Source organism: Fibrobacter succinogenes subsp. succinogenes S85 (assembly GCF_000146505.1).
Classification (GTDB): domain Bacteria; phylum Fibrobacterota; class Fibrobacteria; order Fibrobacterales; family Fibrobacteraceae; genus Fibrobacter; species Fibrobacter succinogenes.
Genome location: NC_017448.1, coordinates 2968989 through 2987950, shown reverse-complemented (window position 1 = coordinate 2987950; position 18962 = coordinate 2968989). Strand labels below are relative to the sequence as shown.

The following is an 18962-nucleotide window of genomic DNA, read 5'->3' as shown; positions in this document are numbered from 1 at the left end:
TTCGCCAAAATAATCATCCCTAATGTCATCATCTTCTTCACAAACCCTCAAGAATCTTCTTTTCAACATCACCTCGTTTGGGGTGAATTTTATCATTTCATTTTTACTAACTCCCTACCTCATTAGAACTGTCGGAAAAGAAGCTTACGGGTTTATCCCCCTCATCAACAGCATCATAGGTTATTCGTCCATACTGACAACCGCAATCGGCTCCATGGCAGGTCGTTTTATCACGATGCGAATATACAAGCAGGACATCGATGGGGCCAATAAATATTTTAACTCAGTCTGGGTAGCAAACACACTGTTATCGGTAATATTCACAATCACCGCAATCATTTTCATCATTTATACAGACGCATTCATAACTGTACCAACAAATCTCATCACCGAAGTTCGCTATTTATTTGGATTTGGTTCAGCATCGTTAATCATCGGACTTCTTACAGGAATTCTAGGCATCGGAACTTTCGTAAAAAATAGAGTTGATATGACCGCATCAAGAAGTGTCATTGCTGAATGCGCAAGAGTTGCAGTCATCCTTGCCCTGTTTTACTTCCTAAAACCATCTATCGTCTATTTAAGCATCGGAGCATTCTTTTCAGCTATCCTGTTTTTATTTTTTAATCTTTCTTTCAAGAAAAAATTATTACCAGAACTAACCTTCGCCCCACAAAAACATTTTTCCTTAATTCATCTAAAAGAAGTCTTTTTCTCAGGCATATGGAATTCCGTAAACCAATTAAGCAGCATTTTATTGCAGCAAGTTGATTTACTAATCACTAATATTTTCATCGGCGTTTCTGTCATGGGAAGCTATTCCATAGCCAAGACCGCACCACTTTTTATCTATAGTGCATTGGCAATGCTTTCTGGAACGTTTTTTCCTCAATTCAACATTCTATTAGCACAAGATAAAACGTCAGAACTTGTATATGAAATCAAAAAATCAATGAAAATTGTCGGATTGCTAATCGGAATACCGATAGGATTTTTATTAGTTTACAGCAAAGAATTCTATACACTTTGGGTTCCTGGAGAAGATGCAAATTTTCTTTACTGGCTTACCGTGGTAACAATTTTACCAATGATTATTGGCGGGAGCGTCAATCCGATATTTGGAGTTTTCCCAGCAACGAATAAACTTAAAATTCCATCCATAGTCCTATTAATCGCTGGTATTTTGAACACCCTAGCAATCTTCATTCTCCTAGCAACAACAGACCTAGGAGTTTGGACGATTGCCATTACAGGGGCTATTCAGGGAGGATTACGCAATATGTTTTTCACCACTATTTATGGGGCCACATGTCTTAATCAAAAATGGTACACATTCTTCCCCGTCATGGGTAAAGGTTGTTTGGGCATGCTGATTGTCACCCTGACTAGTTACGGAGTTAAAAATATTCTGCCAATTGACACATGGTTTTCATTTATATCATCATTCATCATCATATCCATCGTAGCATTATCAATCAATTTATTTTTCATCTTCTCTAAAGAAGAACGCGGAGCGATATATCTTATACTCCGGCAAAAGCTGAAAAAATGAAAAAAAGATATATCATACCAATAATTCTATTCTTTTTATTTTTTGCATTCCCATTTTCATTTCTAAACGGGAAAGAGGTACATCTATCCATTGATGATTTCTATACATCATTTATTGACTTGAAAAACGAAAAATACGGTTCCATATACGACCAACCGACATTTCACTATCTTAAATCAATCCACGACATTACCGAAGCAAAATTCACACTATATACATTTCCAAACGCAGAAAATTGGGCCATATCAGAAATTCCAACAAAGTACATAAAAGAGCTAAACCAATCAAATTGGATCAAAATCGGCTATCACAGCGACAATCCTGAATCTAAAAACGACAATTCTTCAAACTTTCAAAACGGTTATCTCTATTTTGAAAACAATATCCCACCATCCCTAATAGCAAAAACATTAAGACTGCATTATTTTCACAGTTCTTTTGATGATATCAGTTTTCTAAAAAGTAAAGGGGTAACCAAATTACTTTCCGCAGATGACAACCGAATCAGCTACTCCCTACCGCCATCAGTAAACGATTCCTTACTACAAAAGCAAGCGATATCGTACGCATCTATGACCTTTGAAAAAACTGATTTTAGAACAGAACACCATCTTTTCCCGTTATTAAAAGTATGGTCCCATATACAAGACAATGTTTTAGTCATATTTACGCACGAATGGGCTCTTAATTTTTGGAACGCAGCAATGTTCCGCATACTTGTTTACTACCTTGCATTTTACGGATGCACTTTTATTATGGAGTGACAAATGGACAAATTGAAAAGGTTTATCGACATTTATGTTCCAGTTGAAGCCTGCACGTTAAGGTGTCACTATTGCTACATCACGCATCATAGATTATTCGCAAACAAGCTTCCTAAATTCAAGTACGACGTAGAAACATTTCGTAAAGCCCTTTCTAAAGAACGACTTGGTGGCACATGCCTTCTAAATTTTTGTGGAGGAGGAGAAACATTATTACCGCCAGAAATGCCTAGCTATATCAAAGCAGTCCTTGAAGAAGGACATTATGTGATGGTTGTAACCAACGCAACCATAGACAAAGCTTTTGATGAATTTTCCAAATTTCCGAAAGAACTGCTAAATAGACTTTTTTTCAAATTTTCATACCATTACTTGCAATTAAAAGAACGCAATTGGTTTGATAAATTTTTCAATAACATTCGCAAAGTTCGCGATGCAGGAGCCTCATTCACGTTAGAAGCAACACCTTCCGATGAGCTCATTCCCTACATCCAAGAAATGCAGGATTTGGCAATCAAGGAAGTCGGAGCTGTATGCCACGTCACCGTTGCACGTGATGAACACGACATGTCTAAATTGAATATTCTAACACAAATGAACCGAGAAGAATACAAAAAAACATGGCGTGTTTTTAACTCTAGTCTTTTCGATTACAAATTTTCCATTTTCGGCGAACCACGCAAGGAATTTTGTCATGCCGGTGATTGGACGTTAAGTCTTGATATGGGTAACGGGATATTAGGCCAATGCTACAATGGACTATATTCCCAAAACATCATGGAAGATGTAGAAAAACCTATAAAATTTAAACCTTTAGGTTGTCATTGCCAACAGCCCCATTGTTTCAATGGCCATGCTTGGATTGCTCTCGGAACCATACCTGATTTAAAAGCTCCAACATACGCTGATTTACGCAATCGAGTATGCAATAATGGAACAGAGTGGCTTCAACCACAAATGAAGGAATTCCTCTCCCAAAAGCTTTACGAGAACAATGAAGAATATAGCGCATTGAAAAAAATATTAGTCAATGCAGAAATGAGCATCCGTGAATCAGCAAACAAAGCTCTGCAAAAAGGATTCTCAACACTTAATAAAATTCGGCACAAATGACACATTCCGATAAAATCCAACTACTTCGAAGCATCATAAACAATCAACTACTGACGTTGATTGATTCCGATTACGCATACCTTGAATTGCCTTATTACGAAAACATTGGCGATACTCTCATTTGGGAAGGAACGAGAATATTCCTAAAACAGTTAAAATACAAATGTTTGTATAGTGCAGGCAGCACTACCTTTTACAACCATAAGATTCCACAGCACACATTATTTCTCTTGCAAGGCGGAGGAAACTTCGGAGATCTCTGGAATGGCCCCCACTCATTCCGCAAAAAAATCATTGAGCTATACCCTAGCAACAAAGTCATCATTTTCCCGCAAACAGTCTGGTACGAGCACCAAGAAAACATTAAGGCCGACGAATTCTTTTTCGCAAACCACACAAATGTGACAATGTGCGCCCGCGACAAGGTTTCGTTCAAATTTATGCAAGAACATTTTCCCAAGAACAAAGTGCTTCTCGTCCCCGACATGGCGTTTTTCATTGACTTTGATAAATTTGGGAAAATCAACACTGCCAAGACAGAACGATCTTTATACGCCAAAAGAGTCGATAAAGAACTTAAGAACGACATTTGGCCAAGTTTTATTCCACAAAACGCCGAAGTTCACGATTGGCCGACAATCGAGCACAAAGCCCCCAAATATGCCCACGCCGACTACATTGTCGGATGGCTAAACTTTTTTGCAAACATAAAAGGCATCAAGTCCGTCAATCGTCTTATCGACCTGATTCGAGCCCATTTTTATCGACCACAATACATTAAAGACTGCATTAAATTTATCAACCAATACGACACCATTTACTCCACCCGCCTACATATAGCTATAGCATCGGCCATGATGGGTAAAAAAGTATATCTTATGGACAATTCCTACGGCAAGAACTTTAGCTTTTACGATACATGGCTAACAGATTTAGAAAATGTAAACATTATCTAAAAAAATTTGGACCTTTGCTTTAAAAATAATGTATTTTGTATATTGTGAACATACAAAACAGTAAAAAAATAAAACAACTATTGAAGCAGATACCGGCAAACACGGTAGTAACCTCACGACAGCTTGCTACCATGGGGATTAGCCGCATGCTTGCCGCAGAATACGTCAAATCAGGCTGGCTTAACCGAATTGCGCCAGGGGCATACACCCGCCTAAACGAAGTCGCCGATATAATGGGAGCACTATTCGCTCTTCAAGCAGAGCTAATACCAACCATCCATATAGGAGCAGCATCTGCACTGAGCCTGTATTACGGCAAACTGCATTATGTAAAGTCAGAAAATAGGACTCAATTGTTCACCCCGCTCGGCAAGAAAGTTCCTACATGGTTTACGAAAGTTTATGGGGACAACACCGATATCAACTATTCCGATTTCCTTCCTGCCGATATCGGTTTGGAAACGAAAAAAGGAGAAAATTTCAAATTACAAGTGCCGTCAATGGAACGAGCGCTGTTAGAACTTCTATACCTCGTCCCTAAAAAAATAACTGTTTCCGAAGCATTCGCCATAACGGAAACCATAATTTCCGTAAAGACAGCCCTATTGCAAGAACTTCTGGAAAAATGTAGTTCTATAAAGGTCAAACGACTTCTACTCTGTTTTGCAGAAACCGCAGGTTTGCAATGGTCTAACGTTCTAGACAAAAGCAACATAGATCTCGGCTCCGGAATCCGCAAAATAGGCAAAGAAGGTGTACTTTACCCTAAATACAATTTGGTTATTCCTAAATTAGGTTAATATGAGTTTCGCTGAAAAATACACAAAACAAGTTTCATTATTGGTTAACGCACTTCCAATTGTAGCAAACGAGACCTGTTTTGCGCTAAAAGGTGGTTCCGCCATAAATCTGTTTTACCAGGACTTGCCTAGACTTTCCGTTGATCTTGATTTGGTGTATTTACCACTCGACAAAAGAACAACAGCAATTGAAAACATAAACAATGCCCTTCTACGCATTCAAGGCAATCTTCAGAAAAAAGGCTTACAAGCATCGATTACAGGTCAGGCAAACGAAAAGAAGATTATCTGTTCCAACAACGAAGCTACTATAAAAATCGAACCAAACTACACAATTCGTGGAACACTTTGCACACCAACAGAATTAGCCGTATCGCAGAAAGTACAAAACTCCTTTGGATTCGCTAAAATGAGAATTCTAACATTCGAGGAACTTTATGCAGGAAAATTCTGCGCAGCATTGGATAGACAACACCCGCGAGACCTATTTGATATAAAAAAATTCTATGAAGCTCAGCACGGAATCAACGACAAATTAATTCAAATTTTCATCATTTACCTACTCGGTCATAATCGACCCATTCATGAGCTTCTAGATTGCGAAATTCAGGACCATCAGGACATATTTGAAAATGAATTCACAGGCATGACAGACGAGCAGGTCAACTATTCTGAATTACAGGACTTTTTGTTGCGATTGAAAAAAGACCTCAAAGAACATCTCGTTCCATATAAAAAGCTATTTCTAGATTTTCTCGCGCTAAATGAAGATTTCTCCAATTTTCCAATTCCCAACGTACAAGCATTACCCGCAATTCAATGGAAAGTCCAGAATTTAGAACGTCTACGAAAATCAAACAAGCAAAAATTTAAGCAGCAACAAGAGAAACTTGAGTTATATTTAAGCCAACAGGATTAGCAATGTTCCAGCCTCTAGTTTCCATCATAGTCCCCATATACAACGTTGAACCATACCTTCGACGTTGCTTAGACAGCATCGTTAACCAGACCTATACCAATTTAGAAATCATCCTGGTTGATGATGGTTCGCCTGACGGTTGTCCGCAAATTTGCGATGAATACGCAGCTAAAGATAAGCGCATTGTGGTAATTCACAAGGAAAATGGCGGGTTATCGGATGCAAGAAACGCCGGGTTGGATATATGCAAAGGCGAATACGTTTCTTTTGTGGATAGCGATGATTGGATTGCCACCAATTCCATTGAGTCTTTTTACAAAATTGTACAGACCCAAAAACCAGATATCGTTATTGGAGATTACATAACAGCAACAGAATCCGGAAATTACCAAAATCAAACGACATCTAAACAAATCATAGAGATGTCTTTATTCAATTTATTAAAATGCCATCAACCTGGCCATCCTCTATTCACACAAGTTGTCGTCGCATGGAATAAATTAATAAAAAAAGACATTGCAAAAAAATGGTTATTCCCTAAGGGCGCTATTTGCGAAGACCATTATACAACTTACAAATATTTTTTTTCAGCATCAAAAGTTATTCTCACAAACGAAATAACATATTATTACCGAACAAGAGAGGGGAGCATCGTCAACAATCTCGCAAAAAATCCAATTCGAGATAACTACATCCAATTCGAATATTTAAGAGAACGGATTTCATTTTTTTTAGACCAAGCGAGAATCGACATTGCAAATTTATTTATTGATCAATATACAAGAAACGCAATATACCTCTATATCATTGAATCAAAAAATAAAGTAAATAAAGGCATTCATAAACAAGATATTTTAGTTTTCAAAAAACATATTAAAACAAAAAGCGTAAAATTTTTTGTCAACCATTTAAACATATGCATTAAGTTTTACAGCATTCTATGTAAATTTAGCACAGAAAAAATAGCGAGAAATGTTATTCTCGGAGAAAAAGGCAGTCTAATTGCTTTTATTTGGAAGGCTTTAAAATTACCCGACACACAACTTCGAAAAAAATTACTTTTTCGAAAATAAAACTATCTATTCCACCACCAACGAAGCAAATGAGCCAATTTTGTTCGCGATGTATAATTGTACGTTTTTACAAATAATTCAGCAAAGGGACCGAAAGATTTTTTTACCGCAGCAGGCAACCACTGAGGTTCTGCCGGTATCCCCCACACCAACAAAGCAAAAATATTTTTTAGCAAGAGCGGCTGAACAAGTTTAATAACACATCCAAAATTTTCTGTCGTAATAAAAGAAAAAAATTTTAAATCCCGCGATTTAGGATTATCCTGTAAATTTTGAAGTTGCCGCATACCACAACACAAAAAGATATCTCGCATTGCCTCGCGATCAAATGCGGTTGACATATATTTTTTTGCAAACCAAGTCAAAACTCTTTCATTTTGAACAACCATTTCTTTATTAACATCATTAGTTTTCTTCTTAATAGGGAAAAAATCATTCTTCTTTTTTTTATATCCCACAGTAGACTCTTCATCATTTATCGATGCATAATGTTCAAAAAAAAGGACACTTCCATTTGAATAATAACTAATATCGTATTGTCGTTGAAATACATACAATCGATCTTCAATCGTTCCCTTCATCAATATATTACTCGCTCCCCAATAAAACGCATCGCAAGTTCGATATTTTTCTTTCCTTAGAATATAGTTCAATATGCACCGGCAACTGCCAATCCACCCCAAATCAACAGATGCTATTTTTCTGAAGCCTAAGACTCCTTCTTGTCTTAAATATCCCAAAAGCATTCCACGATAATTAGATGACTTTTCTAGAATCATTTTGCGGTCATTCTCAATTAGGCACTTTGCAAAAGCTTTTGCCTTCCTGGCCGACGTAAAACGATAATCAGCTTTAAATTGGTTTCGTGTTTTTGGGGAAAGAGATTCCCATTCCAACCCGATATACTCCACACTCTTTTTTGCCGTTTGCGCAATACATTGGCATATGGTCAATTCCATCTCGTAATCATTTACTTCATAAAAAACGCATGGGTATAAAGAGCGTCTAGACAATTTTAAATATTTTAATTCAATATTGGGATAACGATTTTTGAACTGTTCAGCGATTTGCAAAAAAATATGAGCGTCTCTAGCTAGAAAATAAAGAACATTTATATTTCGTTCCTTTGACTCATCCATTATATATCGGACATAAGGGATGTACAAACTAGATATCAAATCTACAGCACGTTCAGTACATTCAGAATCATCTAGGTTAACCCTAGCATATCGACACAATCCCGCCCACAATTCAATTTCATGTTTATGAGTATAAAACCGAGCATCACTTATCCAACTTTTTTCCTCGTCAGTAAACAACGTATTTTTTATCCAAAATGACTTTACGCCCTTAGACTTCGGTTCCAAATAATCCGATTTTTCATTATCACCATAATGAATCCATTGTTTTGCTTTTGTTCCCGTATCTTTAAATACATAATCAAACAAAGAACCATCATTTTTAGAAGCCTTACATTCTGCAGACACATACACTTTTTCATTTTCTTTGCAGAATCCATATTTCACCAATATTTTTTTTAGAAAAACAGACGGCAAATACATATCTGATATAAAAGAAACAGAAAAACCCTCTAATCGATATTTATTTACAACATCTAACATTTGGGGATTAGGACAAAGTTCTCTTTCCTCTAATTCCATCTCTAATTGCATAATTTGACTAGATTCAAATCCCCATTGAGATACATTCAACTCATCATAAATATCATTCAATGTAGGGTAAAAATTTTCATCCATCATTTTTTTTCAACAACACTTCTATTACCTACAAAAGACAATCTGCCACAATAATCTTCTTTATCAAAGAGTTCATCTGCCATCAAATCCCATATCTTACGAGGCTCTCCACATTTGCGAATTAAGCAAGTATCAAAAATATCAAGAGAAAGGAATGTACGTTTCATAATTCCACCATTACTTCTTAAGGGGTTTTATCCAGCGATAGAAATCATAGAAAAACATTTCAATTTTCACATATTGAACAAATAACTTCGCAAGCAACAATGTGTAGCAAGAAACATTCTTGTACTTTTTCAAAAACAACATGCAACTTTTGCATCTCAACAACCGTTGTGGCCCCCATTTCTTAAACGCCTTCCTAATACTAACATGATGATTATGAATATAACCAGCATCAAGTCTAAAAACCGTTCCATAGCCAGCTTTTTTCATTTTTTCAGCAAGCACATGTTCTTCATAATAAAGAAAGAAATCTTCATCATAGCCACCAACTTCCATCATCTTTTTGGCATCAACTAACAGCAAGGATCCAGGAACTGCATATACTAAACATTCTTGTTTTCCTTCAAAAAACTTATAGGAATACGAGCGAATATGTAACCATTCATCAAAAAACAAGCTCATATTGAGAATATACTTCCACACAGATACATCTCGCCAAGGGCGTCCATCCACATTCATCTGAGGTCCTGCAGAAATTGCGGCATTTTCATTTTTTTTCAACGATTCAAGAAGTTTGAGCAAACAAGATTCATCAAATTCAACATCAGGATTAGCAATTAATACATAATCCGATCTTAATTTTTCATACGCATACTCAACACCAAGATTATTTCCAAAACCATAACCACCATTTTTTTCTGCATTAATCAAAACAACCTTAGATGAAACAAGCGTGGTTAATTGCGCCACGGAATCATCCTGCGAGTTGTTATCAACAATGACAACATAATTAAGAGAATGATAATCCTCAATCCGTTTAACCAATTTTTTTGTCGTAACGGCATCATTATAATTTACAATAACACACGATATTGTCATATTCCATTCCGTTATAACTTTGCCAATATTTTTTTCATCGTAACAAACACCCCTTCGTAACGAAAATTTATAAAAACAGCACAAAAAGACGCCAATATTTCACCCACTCGTTCACCAAATACTTTGCAAAGTTTGGTTCTCAGAGCAACGTGTTTTTGTTGAGCCAAAGAATGCCAAGAACCATTAAAATGATGAATACTGTAGGTGTTTTTCGACGTTTCCAATGCTAACGTTCGTGTATTTTTAGGGCTAAAATAGTCCATAGGGAATACTTCAAGAGGATTACCGCGCAAACATCTCGCCATAACAGTTGGTAGTGTTGTCGTGTTCAAAAAGCCGTTTTTGTCACAGAAATCACGTTTTTCATAAAAAGCCATAACACTTTTTATGAATGACAGACCTTTTTCCGAACCAAAAGTTGCAGCTTCAATCGATTCCTGATTTTCAATGGAATCAGGAGTATGTTCCCGCCCAAAGAAATATTTTCTATCCAGCAAAGTATCAAACGGCTTGAGTACTTCCACATCACTGTCCAAGTAGATTCCACCATAATTGTAGAGTGTGTAGAGACGGATGTAATCGGCTGCAAAAGCCCACTTTTTCGCAAAGCACGCCTGTTCCACCCACGGCACAGAGTGAATATCAAAGTGACTTTTGTCCCAAAGAACAAAATCATAATCTGGAAGTTTTTCCTTCCAGCTCTGCATACAAAATTGGACCAACTCCGGGTAAGGGTCGCCGCTCAACCAGCAATAATGAATTATCTTGGGTATAGACATTACATAGATAATATATATTTTCGTTATGCCTTTTAAACGCGCACTCACATACTCTTTAGTCATCAATCTGTTCTTTTTAGCATTATGCCTCCTTTTCGGAGACCTCAAATTCGGGGCAATTGACGACTACTTTATGGCTGCTCGGCTCACAGGCGCTCTCGGCACCGATTATAACCCGCACTTGATTTTCGTTAATGCCATTTACGGATACGCTCTTTTGCCTCTTTACCACCTATTTCCCGCAATAGGCTGGTATTACATTGGCGAAATGTTCTCGGTTTTTCTCTCGTTCACAGTCATTGGATTCATATTATTACAGCGATGCGGAGAACATTGGGGGGCTATTTTAGCAGCTCTATTTACCGCCCTTTTCGCAAGTGATTTTTATTTGGTGGTTCAATTTACGCAATGTGCCTCTATTTTGAGCGCTGCAGGAATGTTGTTATTTGCATATGGCATTATTTCACAGGATTGCCACGCCCCTAACGGGGCTCGCAATGACGTTTGGGGAAACATTCAAGCTTTAGCTCCGTTTATTTTAGGCGTAGCATTAATGCTTTGGGGTTCTGTAATGCGTTGGCAAGCGTTCCTGATGGGTTTGCCTTTCTTTTGCCTCGGACTACTTTTTATTCTACGCGAATGCTGGTCTGCCAAGTGGCACGTCATTGCAGGTCTCGCAATTCTTTTTGCAGGTGCATTCAGCATGCACGCATTCGACCAAAAGATTTACCAGTCCCCCGCTTACGAAGCCTTCAATAAATTTCAAAGTCCTCGCGTTATTTTGGGAGATAAAAACAACTACAATAAAAACGCCGTTTACGAAGACGCAGAAGAACTTGGCTTATCAGGAAAAGATTTCCATTTATTAACAGAATGGATTTTTTATGACACCAAAGTTTTGCAATTGATAGTCTAGAAAGCTACACAAAAATCGTGCAACAATACAATGACAAAAGTTCAATTCACATAATTCCACACAATCTATTAAAAGCTCTTTCTCATTCCATTCATTCTCCAGTTTTTGGATTTGGTTTATCTTCTGTTTATTCATTTATTTTACAAATTCAAAAAAAACATTCTATTCTTGGTGTTCTTTAATACTTATATTAACATTAATAGCCTATTTAATCACAATAGGTCGAGTTGTATACCGAGTAGAAAGCGGATTTTGGTTATACGCAACAATCCTAGCTATTCCTCAATTTGGTCAATTTAAACAAAAGTTATCTAAAACAATCACCTTATCTATACTATGCATAATTGCTTTAATAAACATATTTTCATACGCAACAACAGGTACAACAATAAGAAATCCTACTAGTGGAGATGCAGGAACAATAACCATCAAAGATTCCACAGATTACACACAAGTTTTCGATTATATAGATAATCAACCCGACAAGATGTTCATGCTTTCAATGAACGCATTCATGCGATTCAGCCACCACCGCAATCCGCCCTATTTAGCAACACCAGCAGGTTCATTCAAACGCACTGTATCTTTCGGATATTGGACACCCTATTTACCCGAAGTAACCGACGCCCTCAATGAATTCTACATCACAAATCCTATAAAAGACGTCATTAAAGACAATGTCATCGTTCTAAACGAGCCTGGTCTTGCAGGATTTTTGCAGCGCCACTATTATGACAGCGTAGCCGTTGACACACTCAAGTCTATTGGTGATATGACATTCTTTAAATACAGACTTGTCAATTCAAGCGTTCAACAAGCGGAGGGTAAATAATGAAAAAATTACTCTACCCGCTGATTGCAAGCGCACTCATCACAATCGTTCCATTCTTACTCACGTTTGAAAAAGGGCAGGATATCGTTCGCGGATTATTTGGCTTCGAATATTTTGCAATTCTGCTCTTTATCGTATTTTTCAAAAAAATACGATGGTTCCTAATACCATCAATCGCATTACTTTTCATAATCGCCTGGATTGATTTACAGAATCTCCTAGCCATAAAAAATTGGAGCACAGGTTGGTACGGATTGATTCCATTCGTCACTTGTGGACTCGCCATCGCGATGGTTTGGCAAATCAAGCCTTTCAAATTCAATGCAATATGTTTCATTCTCTTCGTTGCACTAATTCTGCATTTAGAAGCGAACAACCGATATGCAGCGCAACCGCTCGCACAATTTCCAACAATCGACTATTTAGAAAGATCCGCACCCAAGCCAATCCAACGCACAAAAATCGCCAACAAATTTAACGATAGGTTCACAGTTACGGATTCAGTGACCATTACTCGTGATTATATAGACACAACCCGCAACAACGTCATCATCCTTGTTGAAAGCTGGGGTGTTCCACTAGACATTCAGCGATTCGAAGAGCAGTTAAAAGTATTCAACAACCCAACCGTTGTAGGCATTCACAATCGCATGTACAGCCGCACCCGCACAGCCGAACGAGAAGATTTAATTCAATCAATCACACGCGACTCCATCACCAGAAAACGCGACACAACATTTCTACCCAAAGTATTTAACAGCATCGGCTACAAGACAACATTCATTTTCGGGAGCGACAGCCTAGAACATCTAAGATACAAGTATATCAAGAACATTGGTTTTAACGAAGCCATTTACGGAAAAGATGCAAACAACAGTATATTAAACGATGTTCAAGTAATTAGCAAAATTGATAGCCTACTCGCAGACACAGCGCAAAAGCATTTTATTGCATGGACAACCTTGGATACAAAATTTCCATTGTTAGGATTCACTAGCATTTATAATAGCAATCCAAATGCAGTTGACTCTGCCTATACAAAGCTACTCACCAACACACTCACACAAATAGCCAATCTAGCCAGTAAGCATCCCAAAACAAGATTCATCATTCAAGGAGACCATAACCCCATCTTATCCCCTATTAAATTTCAGGAACGATTCTACAAGCGATGGGTTCCGTTCGTGATATTGAACTAGTTTTTTTTACAAAAGTTTTTCAAAATTAGGTGAGCCAAAATCTCCAAAAAAACGTGTTAACTATATGGATGGAGAAAGTTTCTTCGTTCATAAAAATGGAGATTTTAGAATGAATATAGATGACGAATCTTTGTTCGAAACATACGACCGAATAAATGATGTCGAAAGCGCTAGGAAAAAGTTCGAGGGGCAAAAATATTTGGATCCTCGATGCGATCCCGCATTTAGGGCTCTGCTTGACAGCGAAGACGCGCTCGTGAACTTTCTGAACGCAATTCTGCATTTTGAAGGCGAAAATGCAATTCAGTCACTGACTTATACCGTTCAACAGGACGAAATTTTTCATTTGCCTGAACCATACCGTGTTAAGTTTGATATAGGTGCTAAGACCAAAGCGGGAAAGCGGATTGATGTTGAAATGCAAAAGCTCAAATTGAACGATTACATTGACCGAATGATGATATACAATGCTTTTTTGCTGTTGCGGGCAAAGAACGACTACAATAAGGAAATTGACTTTCAGAATATGCCAGACGCCCAAAAGAAAATGTTCCGCTACAAATTACCGGAAATCTATTCTATTTGGATTATGGATTACCCTGTTCAGTTTATGGAGAATGTTTATAGAGATGAAGTCGGCCTTTATAACCTGTCCAGTGTCGGCAAGGAAAGCTGCATTCCAATTTCTACGAAAAATAAGTATATTATTGTAGACCTTACCAAGTTTGACAAGTCGAAAGACAAACTCGAAACGGATGAAGACCGTTGGCTTTACATATTGAAGAATGCAGGTTCTTCAAGTTCGCTACCGGAATTTGACAATCCCACTTTCGAAGATGCTCTAAGGCGAATTGAATGCGATACGGCAAGCGATGAACTCTTAATCAGGCAGGCGAATATGAAAGATTTTCTCTATGCATATAGTGATGCTATTGATGAAAGCTTTGAAAAAGGGCGTGATAACGAGCGTACAGCAACTGCGCTTGACATGCTCGCAGATGACAAACCCATTGAAGAAATCGTAAAATATTCGCATCTACCTAAAGAAAAAATATTGGACCTACAAAAGACGCTGGCAACTAAAGCCGATAAATAACAGTATACGATTATGGCACAACTAAAGCCTTCCCGACAGGAGGGCTTTTAACGTTTTTGACAGTCCAAACTTTAAAGCATGAAAATGCGCATAAAAATATTCCCACTCGGGAATATTTCAGAAAATATTGCCGGCCGGAACGATGATTTTTCTCGTTCGGGAAAATATTGTTTTTCCAAGCTGAATGCGGTGCATTTTGTGAAGTTGGTATCCGATTTTGAGGCTATAGACAAATCAGTTTTGAAGAACATTGAAACAAGACTTTCGATGATACAAAAAAAAGCTCCTCTTTTGGAGAGGAGCCTTTTTTGTAATTGTTCTATAGCAAACGATTACTTGCCGATCTTTGTGAAGTTCGGGGTAAGAGCAGCGCAATCACTGGTATCATCATCACCACTCTTTGACGGAGTTGTTGCACTATATGCAATGGGGGATCCCTTTGAAGCGTCGTCAGTTCCAGCTTCGGAAATGGAAATATCCCATTCAGAATCCTTTACGCAGTCGTTAAGCTTGGAATTATTCGTTGCTTTCCAACCAACTTTTGCAGAAAGACCAGCAAGGGTAGTTGTATTTGCAGTCAAATCTTTTTCCGCATAGGTGAAGTTGTTACTACCCGGCATATTATAGCCGATCGTTTTCCAGTTGCCAACATAGACACCGCTTTCTGCAACATAAGCATCCTGCAACTTCACGTAGGTACCGGCTGCCGGACCGACTTCAGATGCCTTGGACTTAGCGATCATACCGAACAGTTTCGGCACTGCGACGGCGGCGAGAATGCCCATGATCACGATAACGACCATCAATTCAATAAGGGTAAAACCTTGCTTCTTCATAGTGTGTTCTCCTTGTTTTTGTGACACATTCTTGTTTTGAGCGTTATTGCTCGTTTACATTCAGTAATATATCCACTTTTTTTCCGAAAAGCAATACTTTTGTCACGTTTTTGTCATGACTCAGTATATTCCAACTTAAAAGTGCCGTTTTTCGCAAAATTTCGCAAATATTAACCAAACTTTCCGATGAACTATATATAGATAATTTTTTACGAAAAAGGGATTTTCATCTGTTTTTTATATTCCAATTTGGAATATAAACATCGGAAATGTGATGGTCATCACACCAATTTCAGCCCCATTTGTTTAAGATTCTTTACTTTCAAAGATAATTATCACTAAAAACTAAAATTCTTCCAACATAAAAGGCAGCAAATACAGCGGTTTTAACAGCAATTGTCCCACATGAGCAACATCCTTTTGAGAAAACAGATATTCCTTGTATATTTTTTTAGAATATTTGTTTACAAAGTTTTCAATAGATTCGTGGTTTCGTGTAGCAGAAGACTTAATTTCCAGAGGAATAATTTTGTTTCCTTTAGAAAGCAAAAAATCTATTTCAAAATAATGGGAACTGTTTTCTTTCAACCAGGTATGGTAATAAAGTTCTTTGCCACTAGCGGTAATAATTTGGGCTGCAACATTTTCATACAGATAACCAAGATCAGCATCCAATTTGTCGCTTAAAAGTTTTGCATATATTTCATTAGCTTGTTTCGAATCGTCGAACATCAAAGAAATAAACAACCCGGTATCAGACGCGTACAGTTTAAATCGGTCCAAATCTTTTGTTTGAGCAAGGGCCGAATCGGGATTAGCAACATGATAACAACAAAGAACAGTCTTTGAATCCAATAATTCAAAGAAACGACTTTCATCTTTTGTGGTTTGCCGTTTTCCAATCGCAGAAGATAGGACAAAATGTTTCTTTTTTAAGGCTAATTGGCTAGGAATTGCCTTATAAATATTAGACAATCGACCTGTCGGATCAATTTTTTTCAAATCCTCAAAATACAGATTTAATATTTTTCTTTTTACATTATCGATATATTCAAAATTTTCTTTTTGAATATACGCTTCTACGGCCTGGGGCATACCGCCTACAGCCATATAAAGCCTAAAATCTCGCATTAAACTTCTGTTTGTCGAGTTTCCAATAGCCGTATTCGCCTTATAAATCTCTCGGATGGTATTCGGGTCCTTCCCTATAGCCCACATGAATTCCTCATAATCCATGGGATACACACTTATCCGATGTTCTTCTGAGGGGATTACAATCCCCTGAACATTTTTCTTTATAGAAATGAGTGATCCAGTTTCAATATAATCGTAACGACCATCCTTTACCAAGAACTTGATAGCCTGCCGAACTTTGGGTTGCAGCTGGATTTCATCAAAAATAATGACAGATTTTCGTTCCTTGAGGGATATTCCCGATTCAGCCTGAAGTCGCAAGAAAAAAACATCCAACTTCGCTATATCTTTGAAAACATCAAGCATTTCCTCCGTTATATTTGCAAAATTCACTACAATATAGGAGTCATACTCATTTTTCGCAAATTCCTCAGCAATGGTACTTTTTCCCACACGACGGGCTCCTTCCAACAAGCAAGCGTACCGTCCCGAATAAGACTTTTTCCATTCCAGCAACTTATCGTAAACCTTACGTTTGAACAACACTTATTCGCCTCTTTAAGAAATATTCCAAAAATTCAATATAAAAATACACCAAAAGTTACAAAATTTCAATATAGAAAATAGCTGAAAATTCCATTATTTCAACATAAAGGTATTTTCCACACTTTTCAGCACTTTTTCCGGGCTAAAATCGCCCAAATCACGCATTTTTTCCGGTCTAAATTTAAAAATTCGCACTAACTAGGAAGTCCACTTCCATTTTAGCACGACTATACATATAAAAAAGCCTCCCGAGGGAGGCTTTACAAGACTTAACTGGATTGACGCTTACTTCATCACAGAGTTTGCGACGACGACGCGGTTGCCACCGGCCTGCATGGCCATCTGGAGGGAGGCTTCTGCGGTGTAGATGAGCGAGCCGGCATCATTTGCGTGGGTCGGCATCACAGCAACGCCCATGCTGAGCGTGGTTGCGAGGATTCCTTCGCCGTAAGCGATCTGGAGCTGCGAGATTTCATTACGGATGCGTTCGGCACGGTTTCTCGTGATGTTGAGGTCGGCGCCCGGCATAATCACGCAGAACACGTCATCGGAATAGCGGCACGGGATGTCTTCGCCACGGATGTAGCTCGGCAAGCGCTGTCCAAGTTCCCAGAAGAGCTGTTCCACGGCATGGCGGCCTTGAGCGTTCTGCACAGCAGGGATTGCATCGGGGTAAAGCATCACGATACCAATGGGCGACTTGTGGCGCACAGCAGCAGTGATTTCGCGGCTGAGCGATTCTTCCATATAACGTTTGTTAAAAAGACCGGTCAGCACGTCGCGGATGCTGTGCTGTTCAAAGCGCATGCTGAGGTCCTGGTTCGCCACGTAAAGTCCAAACGCGGTAGCGACAATGCTCACCTTGGCCTGCCAGTATTCCTTGGTTTCGGTTTCCGGGAGCTTATCGACCTGGAGTGTCAGAATGCCGAAGTGTTCTTCGAGGCCTTCGATCGGGGCGCAAATGGCAAGGCCCTTCGGGCGGTGGTGCAAGTGCGTACAACCGCTAGAGACTTCAGGAGAGCTATAGTCAGTCACGACGATGTCGCCGGTATTGAAGCTTGCGCATTCGGCTGGAAGCACGGTTTCGTCACTGATGACGTTCGGACCAAAGCGGAAAATCTGAGAGAGTTCAGTCTGCACGCCGCCGTACATATAAAGTACGCCAGAAGCTTCGGGGAAGAGTTCCGGCAAGAGCTTTTGCATGGCGTCGATGACTTCGGTGAACGGACGGTTGCGCAGAATACCGAGCTTAAAGCCGTTCCAGGCTTCGAGCGGGAACCCGACCTTGAGGGCGGCGGCATCAAGTTTCTTGATGGAGGCAGGCACGGGCTGCTGCTTGAGGGCTTCGGCGGCGGGGATTGCCCCCGGCGGGAGCGGGTTCTTCTTTTCTTCTTGGAGGCGGACCGACACGAACTGCGTGTCCTTGGGCTGCGGCTTGTTCAGCACCTCGTTAAAATCGTTTTCGATGGCTTCAATCTGCCTGCTGCAGACGGTATAAAAAACGAAGCCGAGCACTGCGCCCCAAGCTCCGACAAATATGAACTTCGCCCCGACGGACATAGTCTCTTCGGGGACTACATATGCAGCAATAACGCCCATCAAAAAGGCGACCAACCAAAAGATATATTTAACGATATTCATACCAT

At 38.8% G+C, this 18962-nt stretch carries 18 protein-coding genes; 11 read left to right on the top strand and 7 right to left on the bottom strand.

What is annotated here, in order from left to right; genetic code table 11:
* Positions 1-22 precede the first annotated feature (22 nt).
* From FSU_RS12265 to FSU_RS12235, 7 genes are read left to right on the top strand one after another with little or no spacing between them, the layout of a single operon-like run.
* Complete coding sequence (locus FSU_RS12265; protein WP_014546708.1) at positions 23-1552, top strand: oligosaccharide flippase family protein; 1530 nt, start codon at positions 23-25, stop codon at positions 1550-1552.
* Positions 1549-2316 carry a hypothetical protein gene (locus FSU_RS12260; protein WP_014546707.1) on the top strand — a complete coding sequence of 256 codons (768 nt, stop codon included), beginning with the start codon at positions 1549-1551 and terminating at the stop codon, positions 2314-2316. Before FSU_RS12265 ends, FSU_RS12260 begins: the two co-directional genes overlap by 4 nt.
* Before the next feature lie 3 nt (positions 2317-2319).
* The gene (locus FSU_RS12255; protein ID WP_014546706.1) at positions 2320-3429 is read left to right on the top strand and encodes a radical SAM protein; all 1110 of its coding nucleotides are present in this window, start codon (positions 2320-2322) and stop codon (positions 3427-3429) included.
* A 56-nt stretch (positions 3430-3485) separates the two neighbouring features.
* A complete protein-coding gene (locus FSU_RS12250) occupies positions 3486-4385 on the top strand; it encodes a polysaccharide pyruvyl transferase family protein (protein ID WP_244263635.1) in 900 nt (299 codons plus the stop codon).
* A 44-nt stretch (positions 4386-4429) separates the two neighbouring features.
* Entirely contained in the window at positions 4430-5185 is a 756-nt protein-coding gene (locus tag FSU_RS12245; RefSeq protein WP_015732187.1) for a type IV toxin-antitoxin system AbiEi family antitoxin domain-containing protein, read from the top strand.
* A 1-nt stretch (position 5186) separates the two neighbouring features.
* On the top strand, positions 5187-6104 hold the full coding sequence (locus FSU_RS12240) for a nucleotidyl transferase AbiEii/AbiGii toxin family protein (RefSeq protein WP_014546703.1): 918 nt from the start codon (positions 5187-5189) through the stop codon (positions 6102-6104).
* A 2-nt stretch (positions 6105-6106) separates the two neighbouring features.
* Complete coding sequence (locus FSU_RS12235) at positions 6107-7177, top strand: glycosyltransferase family 2 protein (RefSeq protein ID WP_014546702.1); 1071 nt, start codon at positions 6107-6109, stop codon at positions 7175-7177.
* A 2-nt stretch (positions 7178-7179) separates the two neighbouring features.
* Here FSU_RS12235 and FSU_RS12230 read toward each other — a convergent pair whose 3' ends face one another.
* The 4 genes from FSU_RS12230 to FSU_RS12220 are packed head-to-tail and all read right to left on the bottom strand — an operon-like array spanning position 7180 to position 10757.
* Positions 7180-8937, bottom strand: coding sequence for a haloacid dehalogenase (locus FSU_RS12230; protein WP_014546701.1), 1758 nt, complete (start codon positions 8935-8937; stop codon positions 7180-7182).
* A complete protein-coding gene (locus FSU_RS16345) occupies positions 8934-9101 on the bottom strand; it encodes a hypothetical protein (protein ID WP_014546700.1) in 168 nt (55 codons plus the stop codon). Before FSU_RS16345 ends, FSU_RS12230 begins: the two co-directional genes overlap by 4 nt.
* A 10-nt stretch (positions 9102-9111) precedes the next feature.
* A complete protein-coding gene (locus FSU_RS12225; protein ID WP_014546699.1) occupies positions 9112-9978 on the bottom strand; it encodes a glycosyltransferase family 2 protein in 867 nt (288 codons plus the stop codon).
* Between the two features lie 11 nt (positions 9979-9989).
* A complete protein-coding gene (locus tag FSU_RS12220; RefSeq protein WP_014546698.1) occupies positions 9990-10757 on the bottom strand; it encodes a glycosyltransferase family 32 protein in 768 nt (255 codons plus the stop codon).
* A 133-nt stretch (positions 10758-10890) separates the two neighbouring features.
* Between FSU_RS12220 and FSU_RS12215 the strand changes: the two genes are divergently transcribed.
* The 4 genes from FSU_RS12215 (at position 10891) to FSU_RS12200 (ending at position 14800) form a co-directional block, all read left to right on the top strand.
* Positions 10891-11673: a hypothetical protein gene (locus tag FSU_RS12215; protein ID WP_041917858.1), complete on the top strand. Its 783-nt coding sequence runs from the start codon at positions 10891-10893 to the stop codon at positions 11671-11673.
* Between the two features lie 493 nt (positions 11674-12166).
* Positions 12167-12505: a hypothetical protein gene (locus FSU_RS12210; RefSeq protein ID WP_041917857.1), complete on the top strand. Its 339-nt coding sequence runs from the start codon at positions 12167-12169 to the stop codon at positions 12503-12505.
* Positions 12505-13704 carry an alkaline phosphatase family protein gene (locus FSU_RS12205; RefSeq protein ID WP_014546696.1) on the top strand — a complete coding sequence of 400 codons (1200 nt, stop codon included), beginning with the start codon at positions 12505-12507 and terminating at the stop codon, positions 13702-13704. The genes FSU_RS12210 and FSU_RS12205 overlap by 1 nt, the downstream gene beginning before the upstream one ends.
* A 64-nt stretch (positions 13705-13768) precedes the next feature.
* A complete protein-coding gene (locus FSU_RS12200) occupies positions 13769-14800 on the top strand; it encodes an Rpn family recombination-promoting nuclease/putative transposase (protein ID WP_244263634.1) in 1032 nt (343 codons plus the stop codon).
* Between the two features lie 332 nt (positions 14801-15132).
* Here FSU_RS12200 and FSU_RS12195 read toward each other — a convergent pair whose 3' ends face one another.
* The 3 genes from FSU_RS12195 to FSU_RS12185 form a co-directional block, all read right to left on the bottom strand.
* The gene (locus FSU_RS12195) at positions 15133-15636 is read right to left on the bottom strand and encodes a type IV pilin protein (protein WP_014546694.1); all 504 of its coding nucleotides are present in this window, start codon (positions 15634-15636) and stop codon (positions 15133-15135) included.
* Positions 15637-15981: 345 nt separating this feature from the next.
* Positions 15982-17316: an ATP-binding protein gene (locus FSU_RS12190; RefSeq protein ID WP_014546693.1), complete on the bottom strand. Its 1335-nt coding sequence runs from the start codon at positions 17314-17316 to the stop codon at positions 15982-15984.
* A gap of 285 nt (positions 17317-17601) precedes the next feature.
* Entirely contained in the window at positions 17602-18957 is a 1356-nt protein-coding gene (locus tag FSU_RS12185) for a GGDEF domain-containing protein (protein ID WP_014546692.1), read from the bottom strand.
* Positions 18958-18962 lie beyond the last annotated feature (5 nt).